General features: G+C 59.9%; 15 protein-coding genes. 1 reads left to right on the forward strand and 14 read right to left on the reverse strand.

Annotated elements, in window-relative coordinates:
• Positions 1-4: 4 nt before the first annotated feature.
• The 7 genes from aauR to AC1Q6D_RS10850 all read right to left on the reverse strand — a co-directional run bounded on the left by aauR (position 5) and on the right by AC1Q6D_RS10850 (position 8,565).
• Entirely contained in the window at positions 5-1,333 is a 1,329-nt protein-coding gene (aauR, locus tag AC1Q6D_RS10820) for a two-component response regulator AauR (RefSeq protein WP_103403659.1), read from the reverse strand.
• Positions 1,330-3,231: a two-component sensor histidine kinase AauS gene (gene aauS, locus AC1Q6D_RS10825; protein ID WP_103403658.1), complete on the reverse strand. Its 1,902-nt coding sequence runs from the start codon at positions 3,229-3,231 to the stop codon at positions 1,330-1,332. Before aauS ends, aauR begins: the two co-directional genes overlap by 4 nt.
• A 160-nt stretch (positions 3,232-3,391) precedes the next feature.
• Positions 3,392-4,126, reverse strand: coding sequence for an amino acid ABC transporter ATP-binding protein (locus AC1Q6D_RS10830; RefSeq protein WP_090316758.1), 735 nt, complete (start codon positions 4,124-4,126; stop codon positions 3,392-3,394).
• Complete coding sequence (locus tag AC1Q6D_RS10835; RefSeq protein ID WP_103403657.1) at positions 4,123-4,794, reverse strand: amino acid ABC transporter permease; 672 nt, start codon at positions 4,792-4,794, stop codon at positions 4,123-4,125. The genes AC1Q6D_RS10830 and AC1Q6D_RS10835 overlap by 4 nt, the downstream gene beginning before the upstream one ends.
• Positions 4,794-5,540 (reverse strand): amino acid ABC transporter permease, encoded by a 747-nt coding sequence (locus AC1Q6D_RS10840; protein WP_047538290.1) that lies wholly within the window; start codon positions 5,538-5,540, stop codon positions 4,794-4,796. The genes AC1Q6D_RS10835 and AC1Q6D_RS10840 overlap by 1 nt, the downstream gene beginning before the upstream one ends.
• Positions 5,541-5,750: 210 nt before the next feature.
• The gene (locus AC1Q6D_RS10845; protein ID WP_047538293.1) at positions 5,751-6,665 is read right to left on the reverse strand and encodes a glutamate/aspartate ABC transporter substrate-binding protein; all 915 of its coding nucleotides are present in this window, start codon (positions 6,663-6,665) and stop codon (positions 5,751-5,753) included.
• Positions 6,666-6,939: 274 nt separating this feature from the next.
• Positions 6,940-8,565, reverse strand: coding sequence for a glucan biosynthesis protein D (locus tag AC1Q6D_RS10850; RefSeq protein WP_103403656.1), 1,626 nt, complete (start codon positions 8,563-8,565; stop codon positions 6,940-6,942).
• Between the two features lie 413 nt (positions 8,566-8,978).
• On the opposite strand from AC1Q6D_RS10850, the gene AC1Q6D_RS10855 reads away from it, so the two are divergent.
• Entirely contained in the window at positions 8,979-9,164 is a 186-nt protein-coding gene (locus AC1Q6D_RS10855; protein ID WP_047538299.1) for a hypothetical protein, read from the forward strand.
• Positions 9,165-9,213: 49 nt separating this feature from the next.
• Here AC1Q6D_RS10855 and AC1Q6D_RS10860 read toward each other — a convergent pair whose 3' ends face one another.
• The 7 genes from AC1Q6D_RS10860 to AC1Q6D_RS10890 all read right to left on the reverse strand — a co-directional run bounded on the left by AC1Q6D_RS10860 (position 9,214) and on the right by AC1Q6D_RS10890 (position 16,100).
• Positions 9,214-9,504, reverse strand: a complete 291-nt coding sequence (locus AC1Q6D_RS10860) for a type II toxin-antitoxin system RelE/ParE family toxin (protein WP_103403655.1) — start codon at positions 9,502-9,504, stop codon at positions 9,214-9,216.
• Positions 9,482-9,730: a CopG family ribbon-helix-helix protein gene (locus AC1Q6D_RS10865; RefSeq protein WP_103403654.1), complete on the reverse strand. Its 249-nt coding sequence runs from the start codon at positions 9,728-9,730 to the stop codon at positions 9,482-9,484. The genes AC1Q6D_RS10860 and AC1Q6D_RS10865 overlap by 23 nt, the downstream gene beginning before the upstream one ends.
• 305 nt (positions 9,731-10,035) lie before the next feature.
• Positions 10,036-10,548 carry a BRO-N domain-containing protein gene (locus AC1Q6D_RS10870; protein ID WP_103403653.1) on the reverse strand — a complete coding sequence of 171 codons (513 nt, stop codon included), beginning with the start codon at positions 10,546-10,548 and terminating at the stop codon, positions 10,036-10,038.
• 495 nt (positions 10,549-11,043) lie between these two features.
• Complete coding sequence (locus AC1Q6D_RS10875; RefSeq protein WP_103403652.1) at positions 11,044-12,528, reverse strand: APC family permease; 1,485 nt, start codon at positions 12,526-12,528, stop codon at positions 11,044-11,046.
• Positions 12,529-12,754: 226 nt separating this feature from the next.
• A complete protein-coding gene (locus AC1Q6D_RS10880; protein WP_103403651.1) occupies positions 12,755-14,179 on the reverse strand; it encodes a gamma-aminobutyraldehyde dehydrogenase in 1,425 nt (474 codons plus the stop codon).
• A 174-nt stretch (positions 14,180-14,353) separates the two neighbouring features.
• Positions 14,354-15,163, reverse strand: coding sequence for an ABC transporter permease (locus tag AC1Q6D_RS10885; protein ID WP_103403650.1), 810 nt, complete (start codon positions 15,161-15,163; stop codon positions 14,354-14,356).
• The gene (locus AC1Q6D_RS10890; protein ID WP_090467393.1) at positions 15,153-16,100 is read right to left on the reverse strand and encodes an ABC transporter permease; all 948 of its coding nucleotides are present in this window, start codon (positions 16,098-16,100) and stop codon (positions 15,153-15,155) included. The genes AC1Q6D_RS10885 and AC1Q6D_RS10890 overlap by 11 nt, the downstream gene beginning before the upstream one ends.
• Between the last annotated feature and the right edge of the window lies 1 nt (position 16,101).

The raw sequence follows: 16,101 nt of genomic DNA on the forward strand, positions 1-16,101 counted from the left end.
TCCATCAGTGGCTCAACCCGTACTTCTTCACTTTGTCGAACAAGGTGGTCTTGGCCATGCCCAGTTCCTGGCTGGCCTGGGTCAGGTTGCCGCCGCTGCGTTGCAAGGCATCGCTGAGCAGGTTGCGTTCGAAGGCTTCCACCGCTTCGGCAAAGGCCAGGCCCTGATTGCCGGCGCTGGCGCCGGTTTTCTTGAAGGCCGGCAGACCCAGGGCAAAGCGTTCGGCAACGTTGCGCAGTTCGCGCACGTTGCCCGGCCAGTCGTGGCTCATCAGGTTCGACAGGGTCTGGTTATCCAGTTCCGGCGCGGCACGGTCAAAGCGCAGGGACGACTGCTGAAGGAAATGCTCGAACAATTGCAGGATGTCTTCGCGACGTTCGCGCAGCGGTGGCAGTTCCAGGGTGACCACGTTGAGGCGGTAATACAGGTCGCTGCGGAATTCGCCGGCCTTGCTCGACTCGACGAGGTCCGACTTGGTCGCGGCGATCACCCGGCAATCGACCGCCACGCTCTGGTTCGAACCGAGTCGTTCGAGGGTGCGCTCCTGCAACACGCGCAGCAGTTTGATCTGCAAGGGCAGGGGCATGCTTTCCACTTCGTCGAGGAACAGCGTGCCGCCGTCGGCGTGCTCGATCTTGCCGATGCGCCGCTTGCCCGCGCCGGTGAAGGCGTTGGCTTCGTGACCGAAAATTTCACTTTCGAAGAGGTTTTCCGGCAGGCCGCCACAGTTCAAGGCGACGAACTGTTTGCTGTGTCGGCGGCTGAAATCATGCAGGCAACGGGCAACCAGTTCCTTGCCGGTGCCGGTTTCGCCTTCGATCAGCACGTTGGCCGAGGTATCGGCGACGTTGGCGATCAACTCGCGCAGATTCTGCATGGCCGGCGAGCGACCGATGATCCGGCCTTCGAGGGAATCGCGTTCGGCCAGTTGCCGACGCAACGACGTGACCTCCCGCGCCAGGCTGCGTTGTTCCAGGGCGCGGCGGGCTACGTCCACCAGACGCTCCGGGGAAAAGGGTTTTTCCATGAAGTCATAGGCGCCTTTCTGCATCGCGCCCACGGCCATGGAGATGTCGCCGTGGCCGGTGATCAGCACCACCGGCAGGCTGCGGTCGCGGGCCTTGAGCCGGTTCAACAGTTCCAGGCCATCGATGCCCGGCAGGCGAATGTCGCTGATGACGATGCCGGCAAAATTGTCGCCGACCCGCTCCAGGGCTTCTTCGGCGCTGCCTACGCCGATACAGGGAATGTCTTCCAGGGTCAGCGCCTGCTGGCAGCCGAGCAGCACATGGGGGTCGTCTTCGACGATCAGCACACTAAGGTCGTTGTTCATATGGGCTCGGCGGGAGTGGGGCTTACCAACGGTAAACCGAGGACGAAAGCGGTACCACCGCTGGCGGGGTGTTCGACGCCCAGGTGGCCGCCGGTGGCGGCGGCCAGGCTCGCGGAAAGGGTCAGGCCCAGGCCCAGCCCTTGTTCACCGGGTTTGGTGGTGAAGAAGGGTTCGAACAAGTGCTTGCGCGCTTCGGCGTCGATGCCATGGCCGTTGTCCCTGACGCGCAGTCGATACTTGCCTTCGAACACTTCACCCTCGAGCCACAACTCGGGTTGCGGTTGCGCCTGCATGGCATCGAGGGCGTTGCCGATCAGGTTGACCAGAATCTGCTCCAGGCGCGTCTGGTCGATCTGCAGTTGTACGTCGTCGAAATGGCGGTGCAGTTGCAGATGGGCGTTTTCCACGCGACTGCCGAGCAACTGCAAGGCGGCCTCCACGGCTTTGCCGAGGCACGCCTGGCCCTTGTCGTCACCGCGTCGGGCGAAGGCGCGCAGGCTCGCGGTGATCCGCCCCATGCGGTCGATCAGTTCATTGATGGTCTTGAGGTTGGTGCTGGCCACATCCAGCTGACCGCGCTCCAGAAAGCGTACGGTGTTGCCGGACAGGGTGCGCAGTGCCGCCAGCGGTTGGTTCAATTCGTGGGCGATGCTGGTGGACATCTGGCCGATGGCGGCGAGCTTCCCGGCCTGCACCAGTTCATCCTGGGCGCGGCGCAAGGTCTCTTCGGCGTGACGCCGTTCGCGGATCTGCCCCTTGAGCCGTTCGTTGCTGGCACGCAGGTCGACGGTGCGTTCGGTAATCCGACGCTCCAGTTGATTGTTGGCTTCCTGCAAGGCTTCGCGGGCGGCGAGGCGTGTGGAAATCACCTTGCGGCGTTCATTCCAGGCGATCAGCAGGAACGCCACGAGGGCGAAGGCCACCGCCACCAGAATGCCCTGATTGATCGCTTCGCGGCGCAGATCCTGCAGCGGCGTGAGCAAGGTGAAATTCCATGGGGTATCGCTTAACGGCCGGGTTTGCGCCAGATAGCTGATGTTTTCTTCATCGGAGTCCAGCTCGCTGTTGGCGGGGAAGGTCAGTTTTTCCACGCCTTCGGACAGGGTTTCCCGGGCCAGGGGCTGCAGTTCGTTCAACGGGAACCAGTAGTACTGCAGGCTGCGGGCCAGTTTTTCCTTGGTCTCGTCGCTCAGCGGCACCACGGATTTGAGCCGCCGCGCCGGGTCGCTGGACAGGATGATGATGCCGTTCTCGTCGCTGACGAAGGCTTCCAGGCGCGCCCGTTGCCAGCGCTCTTCCATGGCTTCGAGGCGAACCTTGACCACGGCGACGCCAATGATCTTGCCGTGCTCTTCCAGGCCATGGGCCAGGTAGTAGCCGGGCTCGCCGTTGGTACTGCCGATGCCATAGAAGCGCCCCGGCTGGCCGCGTACGGCATTCTGGAAATAGGCCCGGAAGGACAGGTCTTCGCCCAGGTAACTGTCGACATCGCGCCAGTTGCTGGTGGCCAGGACGCGACCGGTGGTGTCCATCACATAGATGGCCCGACTGCGGCTGCGCCGGTTCAGGCCTTCAAGGTAATCATTGACCGTTTGCCGGTGTTCCGGGGTCGGGTCGGCCAGCAACTGCGAGACACTGGATTCAAGTTCCAGCAGGCTGGGCAGGTAGGTGTATTTGCTGATTTCGCTCTCGACGGCGCGGGCATGCAACTCCAGCTGACGCTGGCCGTTCTCGCCCAGGCTGCGAATGCCGTAGTGCTCACTGATCCAGAAGCCGACGTAGCCCAATCCGATCATCAGCGCGATGATCAGTGGCGGCAGGAACAAATGACGAATCAGACGGGGTTTCACGGCGAGTGATGGCGGCGGGGCGCGATAGGGGGTGGGGTCGCATTTCATCACAGATGCCTTGGGTCAACCAGCGCTTGCCTGAACACTGTATGAGCGAGCCTGCTCGCGATGGTCGTCAACGATGACGCGTTCATTCTGAATGTACGCGGTGTCTTTGAACTCATCGCGAGCAGGCTCGCCCCAACAGGTGGCGAGGCGAGCGTGGTTTTTAGTGCTGCAGAATCTTGTTCAGGAAGTGCTGCGTACGCTCGGCACGGTGGTTGATGTCGCCGAAGAACTCTTCTTTCTTGCAGTCTTCGATGATTTTGCCGGCGTCCATGAAGATCACCCGGTCAGCGACCTTGCGGGCGAAGCCCATTTCGTGGGTCACGCACATCATGGTCATGCCTTCGTGGGCCAGTTGCACCATCACGTCGAGCACTTCGTTGACCATTTCCGGGTCCAGTGCCGAGGTCGGCTCGTCGAACAGCATGACGATCGGGTCCATCGCCAGCGCCCGGGCAATCGCCACGCGCTGCTGCTGACCACCGGACAACTGGCCAGGGTGCTTGTGGGCGTGGGCCGAAAGACCGACGCGCTCAAGCAGTTGCAGGCCTTTCTTGGTGGCTTCTTCCTTGCTGCGGCCCAATACCTTGATCTGCGCAATGGTCAGGTTTTCGGTGATGGTCAGGTGCGGGAACAGCTCGAAGTGCTGGAACACCATGCCCACGCGGGAACGCAGTTTCGGCAGGTTGGTCTTCGGGTCGGCGATGGACGTGCCATCGACCACGATGTCACCTTTCTGGAACGGTTCCAGGGCGTTGACGCATTTGATCAGGGTCGATTTGCCCGAGCCGGACGGCCCGCACACCACGATCACTTCGCCTTTTTTGACCTCGGTGCTGCAGTCAGTCAGTACCTGGAAGTCGCCATACCACTTGTTGACATTCTTGATAGAGATCATACGGCAAACCTTTTTTGCAGACGCTTGACCAGCTGCGAGGCGGCAAAGCTGATGATGAAGTACACGAGACCTGCGAAGATCAGGAACTCATTGGAACGGCCAATGATGTCGCCACTGGCGCGCGAGGCATTGAGGAAGTCCACCAGGCCCACCGCGTACACCAGCGACGTGTCCTGGAACAGGATGATGCTCTGCTGCAGTAACAGCGGGGTCATCTTGCGGAACGCCTGCGGCAGGATGATCAGGCGCATCATCTGGCCATAGGTCATGCCCAACGCCTGGGCAGCGCCCATCTGGCCCTTGGGAATCGACTGCACGCCGGCCCGGACGATTTCGCAGAAGTACGCCGCTTCGAACATCATGAAGGCCACGATGCACGAAGCGAACGCGCCGATCGGGGTGTCTTCGCCGGTGATCCAGCGCAGCACGAACGGCACCGCCAGGTAGAACCAGGTGATCACCAGCAGCAGCGGAATCGAGCGAAAGTAGTTGACGTAGGCACCGGCCAGGTTCGACAGCAATTTGCTGTGGGACAGACGGCACAGCGCCAGGATGGTGCCGAGGATGATCCCGCCGACGACGCCCAGCGCCATCAGTTGCAGGGTCATGATCATGCCGTTCCACAAGCCCGGCAGGGACGGGATGATGCCCGAGAAGTCGAGTTCCATTATTTACCCCCCACGGAGATCAGGCCCGGTACGGCGACTTTCTTCTCGACCAGACGCATCAGCAACATCAGGCTCATGTTCAGGGTGAAGTAAATGAGCGTTGCCAGGGTGAAGGCTTCGAACAGGTTGGCGGAGAACTCGGCGGTCTGTTTGGTCTGCGCCAGCAGCTCCATCAGGCCGATCAACGAGGCCACGGAGGTGTTCTTGAAGACGTTCAGGAATTCCGAGGTGAGCGGCGGAATGATGATCCGGTAAGCCTGCGGCAGCAGCACGTTCCAGTAGATCTGTGGCAGCTTGAAACCCATGGCGCGAGCCGCGGATTCCTGGCCTTTGGGCAGGGCCTGGATGCCGGTACGCACTTGTTCGCAGACGCGAGCGGTGGTGAACAGGCCCAGGCAGACAACGACGCTGAGGAAGGCCGAAGTCGTCGGGTTCAGGTCCTGCTTGTACCAGTCTTGCAGGTTCTGCGGCAGCAGGTCGGGCACCAGGAAGTACCAGATGAACAGCTGAACCAGCAGCGGCACGTTACGGAAGAGCTCGACGTAGCAGGTGGCGATGCCCGATACGATGCGATTCGGCACGGTACGCATGACACCCAGGATCGAGCCCAGTGTCAGGGCTATGATCCAGGCCACGATGGCGATGGCGATGGTCCAGCCCAGACCGGCGATGTACCAGTCGAGATAGGTCTCGCTGCCCACGCCGGTGGACTTGAAGAACACGCCCCAGTCCCAGTTGTAATTCATTAGGGTCTCCCCTCGGATTCGATCGATGTACAAGTACCCGCCTGGGGAAAGCTCCGTTCCCGCCCGATCGGGTGACACACAGGTCAGTTCGATCAGGCACACACGATCGGCTCGACAGCCACCGGTTCGAGTGTTTCCAGAAATGCCAGCAGGGAATGACAACCTCCCGAAAGGGCCGAGGCCCTCTCAGGAGATAAGGTTAGTCAGAAATCAGGATTTCTTGTCGTCAGCCGCTTTGTCGGTCGGATGGGCGATCAGGGCCTTGAGCTCGTCGCTCATCGGGAAGTTCAGGTTCAGGCCTTTAGGCGGGATTGGCTGCATGAACCATTTTTCGTAGATCTTGTTGATCTCGCCCGAAGCGTAGGTGGCCTTGATGGCGTCATCCACGGCTTTCTTGAACGGCTCGTCGCCCTTGCGCACCATGCAGCCATAGATTTCGTAGGACTGTGGAGTGCCGGTCACGGCCCAGTCATCCGCTTTCTTGGCCTTGGCAGCCTCACCGGCCAGCAGTGCGTCGTCCATCATGAACGCGACGGCACGGCCCGATTCCAGCATCTGGAAGGATTCGCCGTGGTCTTTGGCGGAGATGACGTTCATGCCCATTTGCTTGTCGGCGTTCATCGACTTGAGGATGCGCTCGGACGTGGTACCGGCGGTGGTCACGACGTTCTTGCCTTTGAGGTCATCGAAGTCCTTGTACGCCGAGCCTTTCTTGGACAGCAGGCGAGTACCGATTTCGAAGATGCCAACGGAGAAGTCAACTTGCTGCTGACGCTCGACGTTGTTGGTGGTGGAACCGCACTCCAGGTCCACGGTGCCGTTCTGCACCAGCGGGATACGGGTTTGCGAAGTGACCAGGTTGTATTTGACTTGCAGGTTAGGCAGGTCCAGGTCTTTTTTGATGGCTTCGACGACTTTCAGTTGAATATCGTGGGAGTAGCCAACCGGTTTGCCGGAAGCGTCCGCAATGTAGGAAAACGGAATGGAAGCGTCGCGATGCCCGAGGGTGATCACACCGGACTCTTTGATCTTCTTCAGGGTGCCGGTGAGTTCGGCGGCGAAAACTGGCGTGCTGATCAGAGCGGCAGCAATGGCTGCGCCCAGGATGTGGGGAACGATGCGCATCAAATTTTCCTCGACATTGTTTTTTTTATGGAGCCAGTTCATCGGCCCTTTTGTGCTGCGGATGCCTGAGCTCCTGGAGTGTTGGCACCGCAGGCATTCGTCGAAGAAGTGTAGAGCATGACTCATGCCAGACCAGGCTGAATGAGTTAAATAATTGATTTATAAGGAGATTAAATTTATTTTTCGCATTTTTCAGTGTTGAATAATCCGGTTAACCGAACCGACCGGCAGGTCGCGTTCGGAAAACCGAATGATGCGCGGGCGCAACCCGTGATCAGGTGTATTTGCGCTTGTCCGGCGCTGGCGGGAAGTACTGGTATAACCAGGTTTCACTCAACGTGCGGTCATGGGTGCGGATGAACAGGCGCAGTTCCACGGGATCCACGCTGTCGTTGGTCGGGTACCAGTCGAACGTGATGCGGTAGCCCTTGATCTCATCGAGCACCAGCACGTTGAAGTCCTTGACCTGGCCATTCGAGCAGGTCACGACCGGCTCGATGCCCGCGCCTTCCGGCAAGCGGTCCAGGCCGCCACCGGTGAAGTCCACCGCGAAGCGTCGGGCCCAGACTTGCGGGTAATGCTCGCCCGGTGCCCAGCCTTCGGTGAAACCACCCATGCCCGAACGTGTTGCGTTGACCCGCGCCAGTGGTGTGCCCACCGGCGGCAGGGCGCTCCAGTAGAGCTTGTAGCCGTAGTTCAGCGAATCACCGGGCGCCACCGGTTTTTTCGGGGTCCAGAACGCGACGATGTTGTCGAGTGTCTCGCCGGTCGTAGGGATTTCCAGCAGATCGATGGAGCCTTCACCCCACGCGGTGGTCGGTTCGACCCACAGGCTCGGTCGGCGGCTGTACCAATCGACGGTGTCCTGATAACTGGCGAACTCGTGATCGGTCTGCACCAGGCCGAAACCCTTCGGATCCTTGTCGGCGAAGGCGTTGAATTGCAGCGTGGCCGGGTTGTTCAGCGGGCGGCAGATCCACTCGCCGTTGCCGCGCCACATCGCCAGGCGATCGGAGTCGTGGATCTGCGGGTGAATGGTGTCGCACATGCGGCGTTCGTGGGTGCCGCAGCTGAACATGCTGGTCATCGGTGCAATGCCCAGTTGTTCGATGGCGGTTCGTGCATTGACGTTGGCATCGACCTCCATCACCACGCGCTCGGCCTGGCAGTCGATGTCAAAGCGGTAGGCACCGGTGGCGCTCGGCGAGTCGAGCAGGGCATAGACCACGAAGCGGGTGCTGTCCTTGTCCGGCGTCTCGAACCAGAACTTGGTGAAGTCGGGGAATTCTTCACGCTTTTTGGCGTAGGTATCGATCGCCAGGCCGCGGGCCGACAAGCCGTACTGGCCAGTGGCGTCCACCGCGCGGAAGTAACTGGCGCCCAGGAACGACACCACGTCGTGCTTGTCCAGCTCCGGCGCCTTGAACAGCTTGAAGCCGGAGAAACCCAGGTCTCCGGTCAATTGCTTGGTATCGACCGTGGTGTTCTCGTAGTTGAACAGCGACGGACGGAAATGCACTTCACGGGCCATGCGGGTTTTCGGATCGACGCTGTACATGCGCACCGGCTGCTTGAAACCCATGCCGACGTGGAAAAACTGCACATCCAGCTGACCGTTCAATTCATTCCACAGCGAATGATTGCCGTCGTAGCGGATCGCGTTGAAATTCTGCGGGGTCATGGTCGCCAGGGTCGGTGGCAGCACTTGCTTGGTGTCCTGATAGCGATTGCTGGCCAGTTGCTTGGCCTGCACTTTCAGCGACTCGAAATCGAAGGCCTGGGCTTCACCATCGGCAGCCCCGGTGGCGGCCCAGGCGCGGGCGGCAAGCAGGCCGGTGGCGGACAGACCGGTGTAGGCAGCGATGGCCATGGAGGCTTTGAGCAAATTCCTGCGGTGCATAAATACAACCTGTCGTGAACAATCCCGCGCCGTTCCTGGCACGTGCTGGATCAGAAATAAGGGTTCGGACATGCCTTCGGCCAAACACAACGGACTTTAAACAGATGCCGAATAGCTTAAACCGTTCGATGGCGGAGCAAAATTGATTGATGGCACGACGCTAGCGCGGCAATGAAACAAGACATGTCGGGAAACATTTCCGACAGTGGCGTCTGATTTAGAGGGCATTTCTGCTTTTTTCGACTAATTACTCTAAAAACCGCTTTTCAGCGTCCGGATTATTTCTATTCTGTGGGCATGACCGGTTTATGCCCTTCGGGCCGGTGCGATTCAGTCGGCACGAGAAGGCTGCTGAAAAGGGTAGGGCGATGCGGTTTCTGAAGTTTTCTTTGACGTAGAGAAGGACATCGTCCATGTCGAAAGTACAAGGCATCACCGAACTGCTGGGAATCTTTCCGTGCCTGGGCAGCGGGCGACGAAGGCGCCGGCTCAATTCCGAAGAGATGAAACTGGTGGAGCGCTATCGCGAATTGTCGGAGAGCGACCGGATTGCGATGAGGTATCTGGTGGATGCGATGCGCAGTGTTTCGAGGTTTTGAAAAAAGGGGCATTCAGTCGCGGCAAGGTTGTCGCGGCTGATTGCCATTTTTACCAATCTTGCGAGCGCGCCATTCGCTGATGCAGTACTCGCAACACTTGAATTTGTCCGTTGGCAAATCGATACGGTGCAATGAAGGGATAACGATCGAGCACCAGTTCTCGCACATCTGGCATTACGGAAGGTCTGCCTGATCCAGGAAACAGCTCTAATTGTTGAAAGGACTGCAAAATCGTCGAGATGATATTTATGGCGGTGTCTGCACCAATAGCGTCTCGGTAGTGGTCATGAATATTGTCGAGGTCGCTTTCCGCTTTTTCAGTCAGTACTACGTTCGGCACGTTTTTTCCACTTAGCCTTCACGGCGTCCAGGTCGGTGAGTTTCCCAGCATCTGCATCGGCTATACCCTCGCTGATAGCTTGCAGGTGCCAAGACTCAGCTTCCACGTATCGCACCAGTGCGCGCTTGAGGTGATATTGACGATCGCGATCAGTAGCTGCTGCCAGTTGATCCAATTGTTGAGCCAGAAACTCTTCGACGCGAAAAGATAGAACGGGCGAGGCCATGGCGGCTTTCCTCAAAGTGTATACGCTGTAAACCACGTAAACACCCTAGGGTGTACTGCGATGTTCGTCAACCGTTACCACGTGTTCGGGTAAAAGACACTCTAGTCAGTGGTGCCGCAGTGGACGAAGGGAAATGTTGCGAGTGATTGCCTCTAAAGAGGCTGAGTGCTCCGGCACCCACTGGCATCGGGGTGAGCGCTGCTATCGACTCCCGTTCAAGTCTTTCCGAAAACTGCTATGCCGTAGCCATTCGGCAAGCAGGGCAGACTTTTGAGTCCGCCCCGTTTTCATTAGGGCCTCAAGTCTCAGTGGCAACTGCCCGCAACCGAATAGGGTCGTTGTACTTGCATCAACTCAGGCATGTCCCGCCACTTTACCCAGGCGTGATGTTGGTAATGCAGCAGAGGCACCGAAACTCCGGCCCAATTCAAGGCGCTCAGGCTGGGCAGGTTTTCCGGTGACGTGGTCTGCGCATTGCGCAGCATGGGCACGACTTCGTTGCTCAACCATTGCCTCAGATGGCGGTTTTCCGGGATGAAGTGGTGAACCAGCAGCGCGTACATGCCTGATTCGCTGACCATCAACGCATCGACGACCTTGCCGTCCTTGAGCAAGCAAACGCTGCGACGCTGATCGGGGTCGAGCTTCTGGACGAGGCGTTCGTTCAATGGTTGACCCATCAGGCGGCCAAGGTCCTGAGCGCAGAACCAGGCTTGGTGGTCCTGGATGAAGGCGTGGAGGAAACGGTTGTGGCGGGTGAAGACGGTAGGAATGAAGCTGGGATAAGTGTCAGACGGATTTGACGCGTGTTTGTGCATTGTTCGACTCCATGTTGAAAAAGGAGCCGCCACGAATCCTTCGACAGATTGGGGTGGCGGACCGTGCGGCGTTCGAAGTCGGAACATTCTCGATCAACATGGAAGCCGAGAGGCCCGCGCCACACGGCCCGCCATAACGCGAAACTGAAAGGCAAAAAAATGCCCCAGCTCGTATGGGGGCGCGGATGCGCCATGTTGATAGGTTCCGGCTTCGACTCCGGGTCGCTGATTGTGCAGCGACGGGACAAAGCCTATCGGTCAGGCGCTCGCGGCGCCAAGTCTACTCTGGCGACGCGTGATGTAGGAATCGCGGGTTTTTCATGAAGGTCGAATCTGTAGTTTTTTTCTGCTTTTGTCTCTGCAAAAGTGACATGTCTTAAAAAGCAAAACCGCCTTCAGGGGCGGTTTTCATGTCCGTCAAACCGCAAGCGATTCAGCAGCCTGACCCTGCCCGCATCACAGCAGGCAGGGTGTTCGTTCAACAGGCAAATACCGTTAGCGGCTCACCTTCCAGGCATCCCCGGCAGGCGCCGTACCGTGGTCATACGGCTTGGCGATCCACATGTACAGCAGGCCCAGGCCAATGACGATGGCGGTGCTCAGGACCATGGCGTAGTTGATGTACCACGCCGCATCCGGGGTACGTGGCCAGGCCATGTTGACGATGGCGCCGATGCCATAGGCCAGTGCGCCGATGTTCACCAGCCAGCCCCAGGCACCGAGGGTGAATTTGCCGCTCGGTTTCCAGCCTTTGAGGCGTGCATAAAGCGCGGCGAGCACGATCATCTGGAACGCCAGGTAGATGCCGATGGCGGCGAAGCTGACGATGGTGGCGACAGCGTCCTGCAGGAAGAAGCCGAGGATGATGATCAGGGCCGGCAGGACACCGGACACGAACAGTGCGGCAACCGGAACCTGGGTCGTAGGAGAAATCTTCTTCAGCAATCGGCTGCCGATCACCATCTCGTCACGGGCATAGGAATACAGCAGACGGCTCGCCGCCGCTTGCAGGCTGATGACGCAGGAGATGAAGGAAATCATGACCACGCCCATCACCACTTTCGAACCCACGGGGCCGAAGGCGTTGTTGAGGATGGTGGTGACCGGGTCCTTGTCGGTGCCGTTGATCACGGCTTGCATGTCTGGCACGGCGAGGATCAGCGCCAGGCAGGCGAACATCGCGGCGATGCCACCGATGTAGATGGTCATGCGCATGGCCACCGGGATTTTCTTGCTCGGGTTCGGCGTTTCTTCGGCGACGTCGCCGCAGGCCTCGAAGCCGTAGTACAGGAACATCCCCGCCAGCGACGCGGTGAGGAAGGCGGGCAGGTACGAGCCATCGATGCTGATGTCGAAGGTGTTGAACAACACGCTGAGCGACTGATGGCGTTCGAAAACCAACAGGTAGACACCGACGATCACCGCGCCGATCAGTTCGCAGAGGAAGCCGAACATGGCAATGCGCGCCAGCGTTTTGGTGCCGCTGAGGTTGACCAGCGTGGCGAACAGCGTCAGGAACAGGGCAATGACGATGTTGGTGTTGTTGTTCGGTTCAAAGCCCATCATGGCGGCCAGGTAGGGACCCGCACCCACGGCAACGGCAGCGATGGTCACGCACAGGGCGATGGAGTAGATCCAGCCGACCATCCACGCCCAGCGCTTGCCCACCAAACGACGGGCCCAGGGGTACACGCCACCGGAAATCGGGAACTGCGACACCACTTCACCGAAGATCAGGCACACCAGTAACTGGCCGCAACCGACCAGCAGGTAGGCCCAGAACATCGGTGGGCCACCCGCGGCGAGGCACAGGCCGAAGAGGGTATAAACCCCGACGACCGGGGACAGATAAGTGAAGCCCAGGGCGAAGTTTTCCCACAGGCTCATGCTGCGATTGAAGTTGGACGTATAACCCAGTTTACGTAGTTGCTCGGCGTCGCTATCGACAACGTCGGCAGAGAGATCGGGTGATGCACTCATAGTGTTTGCTCCGGAAAATCGGCAGATTTCGGATGTCCGAAGCCGTGGCGGGGCCGTGGTGGCTCAGCCCGGATCGGTGGTTATTGTTTTGACTTCTTTGGTGTGGAGCCTGGTGGTGCTTAGTGCCGGTTTCTACCCTGAAGCCGGAGTGACACAATCGCCAGCAGGCTGGCTCCCACAGGGAAACGCATTCCAAACGGTGGGAGCCAGCCTGCTGGCGATGCTTTTAGTGCTTGAACATCACATGGCGCACGACGGTGTAATCCTCAAGGCCATACATGGACATGTCCTTGCCGTAGCCGGACAGTTTCTGACCGCCGTGGGGCATTTCGCTGACCAGCATGAAGTGGGTGTTGACCCAGGTGCAGCCGTACTGCAGGCGCGCCGACAAGCGATGGGCGCGACCGACGTCGGCGGTCCACACCGACGATGCCAGGCCGTAGTCCGAATCGTTGGCCCAACCCAATACCTGCGCTTCATCGGTGAATTTGGTCACCGACACCACCGGCCCGAACACTTCGCGACGGACGATTTCGTCGTCCTGCCGCGCATCGACCAGCACCGTCGGTTCGAAGAAGAAACCGTTGCCGTCCACGGCTTTGCCGCCGGTGATCAAGCGGATGTGCGGCTGCGCCACGGCGCGCTCGACGAACCCGGCCACGCGGTCGCGGTGCTGCGGGGTGATCAATGGACCGAGCTCGGTCGACGGATCATCCTGCAAGCCGTACTTGATGCTGCTGACGGCCGCGCCGAGCTTCTCGACGAATTTTTCGTAGATGCCTTCCTGCGCATAGATGCGGCAGGCCGCAGTGCAGTCTTGCCCGGCGTTGTAGAAGCCGAAGGTGCGAATGCCTTCCACCGCGGCGTCGATATCGGCGTCGTCGAAAATGATCACCGGGGCCTTGCCGCCCAGTTCCATGTGCATGCGTTTGACGCTGTCGGCGGTGCTGGAAATGATGTTCGAGCCGGTGGCGATCGAGCCGGTCAGCGACACCATGCGCACTTTCGGGTGGGTGACCAGTGGGCTACCGACCGTAGGACCACGGCCGAATACCAGGTTGAGTACGCCAGCCGGGAAAATTTCCGACGCCAGTTGCGCCAGGCGCAATGCGGTCAGCGGCGTTTGTTCCGATGGCTTGAGCACCACGGTGTTACCGGCGGCGAGGGCCGGGGCGATTTTCCAGGCGACCATCATCAGCGGGTAGTTCCACGGCGCGATGGAGGCGATCACGCCCACCGGGTCGCGGCGGATCATCGAGGTGTGGCCCGGCAGGTATTCGCCCCCGGCCGAACCGCTCATGCAGCGGCTGGCACCGGCGAAGAAACGGAACACGTCGGCAATCGCCGGAATCTCGTCGTTCAACGCAGCGCTATAAGGCTTGCCGCAGTTGTCCGATTCCAGTTTGGCCAGCTCTTCGCCGTGGGCTTCGATGGCGTCAGCCAGTTTGAGCAGCAGCAGCGAGCGCTCTTTCGGCGGGGTTTGCGACCAGCTGTCAAACGCGGCATCGGCGGCGCGCACGGCGGCATCGACCTGGGCTTCGCTGGCTTCGTTGATTTCCACCAGTACGCGGCCCAGCGACGGGTTGAACACGGGTTGGGCAGGGCCTTCGCCATTGACGAGCTGGCCGTTGATCAAGAGTTGGGTTTGCATGTTCTTCTCCTCTTCGAAACTGTTTGTTTTTCTGTCTGAACCGGGCCCTGTAGGAGCGAGCTTGCTCGCGATGGACGTGAACGATGACGCGTTCAGTCTGGTTGCCCGCGGTGTGTTTGAGATCATCGCGAGCAAGCTCGCTCCTACAGGGGCCGGGTTCCTCTGGTGATTCGGTTATTTACCGCCACTGCCCGCAACGCTTTCACCGCCACGGGTCAGGTAATAGGCACCGAGGATCGGCAGCATGGTCACTATCATCACCAGCATCGCGACGACGTTGGTCACCGGTACGTCCCGAGGGCGGCTGAGCTGGTTGAGCAGCCACAGCGGCAGGGTGCGTTCATGGCCGGCGGTGAAGGTGGTGACGATGATTTCGTCGAACGACAGCGCGAAGGCGAGCATGCCGCCGGCTAGCAACGCCGAGCCCAGGTTCGGCAGGACGATGTAGCGGAAGGTCTGCCAGCCGTCGGCACCGAGGTCCATCGAGGCCTCGATCAAGCTGTGCGAGGTGCGACGCAAGCGGGCGATGACGTTGTTGTAGACGATCACCACACAGAAGGTCGCGTGACCGACGATGATGGTGAACATCCCCGGTTCGATGCCCAGCGTCTTGAAGGTCGCCAGCAGCGCGATACCGGTGATGATCCCGGGCAGGGCGATCGGCAGGATCAGCATCAGCGAGATGCCTTGCTTGCCGAAAAAGTCCCGGCGGTACAGCGCCGCCGACGCCAGCGTGCCGAGGACCATGGCGATCAGCGTGGCAATCGAGGCGATCCGCAGCGACAGCTTGATCGCTTCCAGCACGTCAGGCCGCGAGAACGCCACGCCTATCCACTTCAGGGTGAAACCCTTGGGCGGAAAGCTGAACGCTGCGTCTTCGGTGTTGAAGGCGTACAGGAAGATGATCAGGATCGGGAAGTGCAAGAACACCAACCCGCCCCAGGCCGCGATTTTCAGCCCTATTGAAGCCTTTTCAGAGTGCATCGAAGGCCCCCAGACGTTTGACGATGGACAGGTAAATGGCGATCAGCACGATCGGCACCAGGGTGAAGGCCGCCGCCATCGGCATGTTGCCGATCGCGCCTTGTTGCGCGTACACCATGCTGCCGACGAAGTAACCCGGCGGGCCGACCAGTTGCGGCACGATGAAGTCACCGAGGGTCAGCGAGAAGGTGAAGATGGAGCCGGCGGCGATGCCCGGAATCGACAGCGGCAGAATCACTTGCATGAAGGTCTGGCGCGGCTTGGCGCCGAGGTCGGCGGACGCTTGCAGCAGCGACGGCGGCAGGCGTTCCAGCGACGCCTGGATCGGCAGGATCATGAACGGCAACCAGATATAGACGAACACCATGAAGCGCCCCAGGTGCGAGGTCGACAAGGTGCTGCCGCCTACGCCGGGAATGCCCAGCACGAACTGCAGCACCGGTTCCAGGCCCAGGTGCTGCACGAACCACTGCGCCACGCCGCCCTTGGCCAGCAGCAACGTCCAGGCATAGGCCTTGACGATGTAGCTGGCCCACATCGGCATCATCACCGCGATGTAGAAAAACGCCTTGGTCTTGCCGGTGGTGTAGCGCGCCATGTAGTAGGCGATCGGAAACGCAACGATGGCGCTGGCGATCGACACCACGATGGCCATGCTCAGGGTGCGCAGGATGATGTCGAAGTTCGATGGCTGGAACAGCGCGGCGAAGTTCGCCAGGGTCAGCTCCGGCGTGACCGCCATGGTGAAGTCATCGAAGGTGTAGAAACCCTGCCACAGCAGTGTCAGCAACGAGCCCAGGTAGATCGCGCCGAACCACAGCAGCGGCGGCACCAGCAGCAGCGACAGGTACAGGTTGGGGCGGCGATACAGCAGGTTGGAAAACCTGCGCAACGGCGAGCCGCCCGACGGGTTTTGAGAGAGGGCCAAGGTGTTCATG

This window comes from Pseudomonas sp. MT92, from assembly GCF_058792515.1.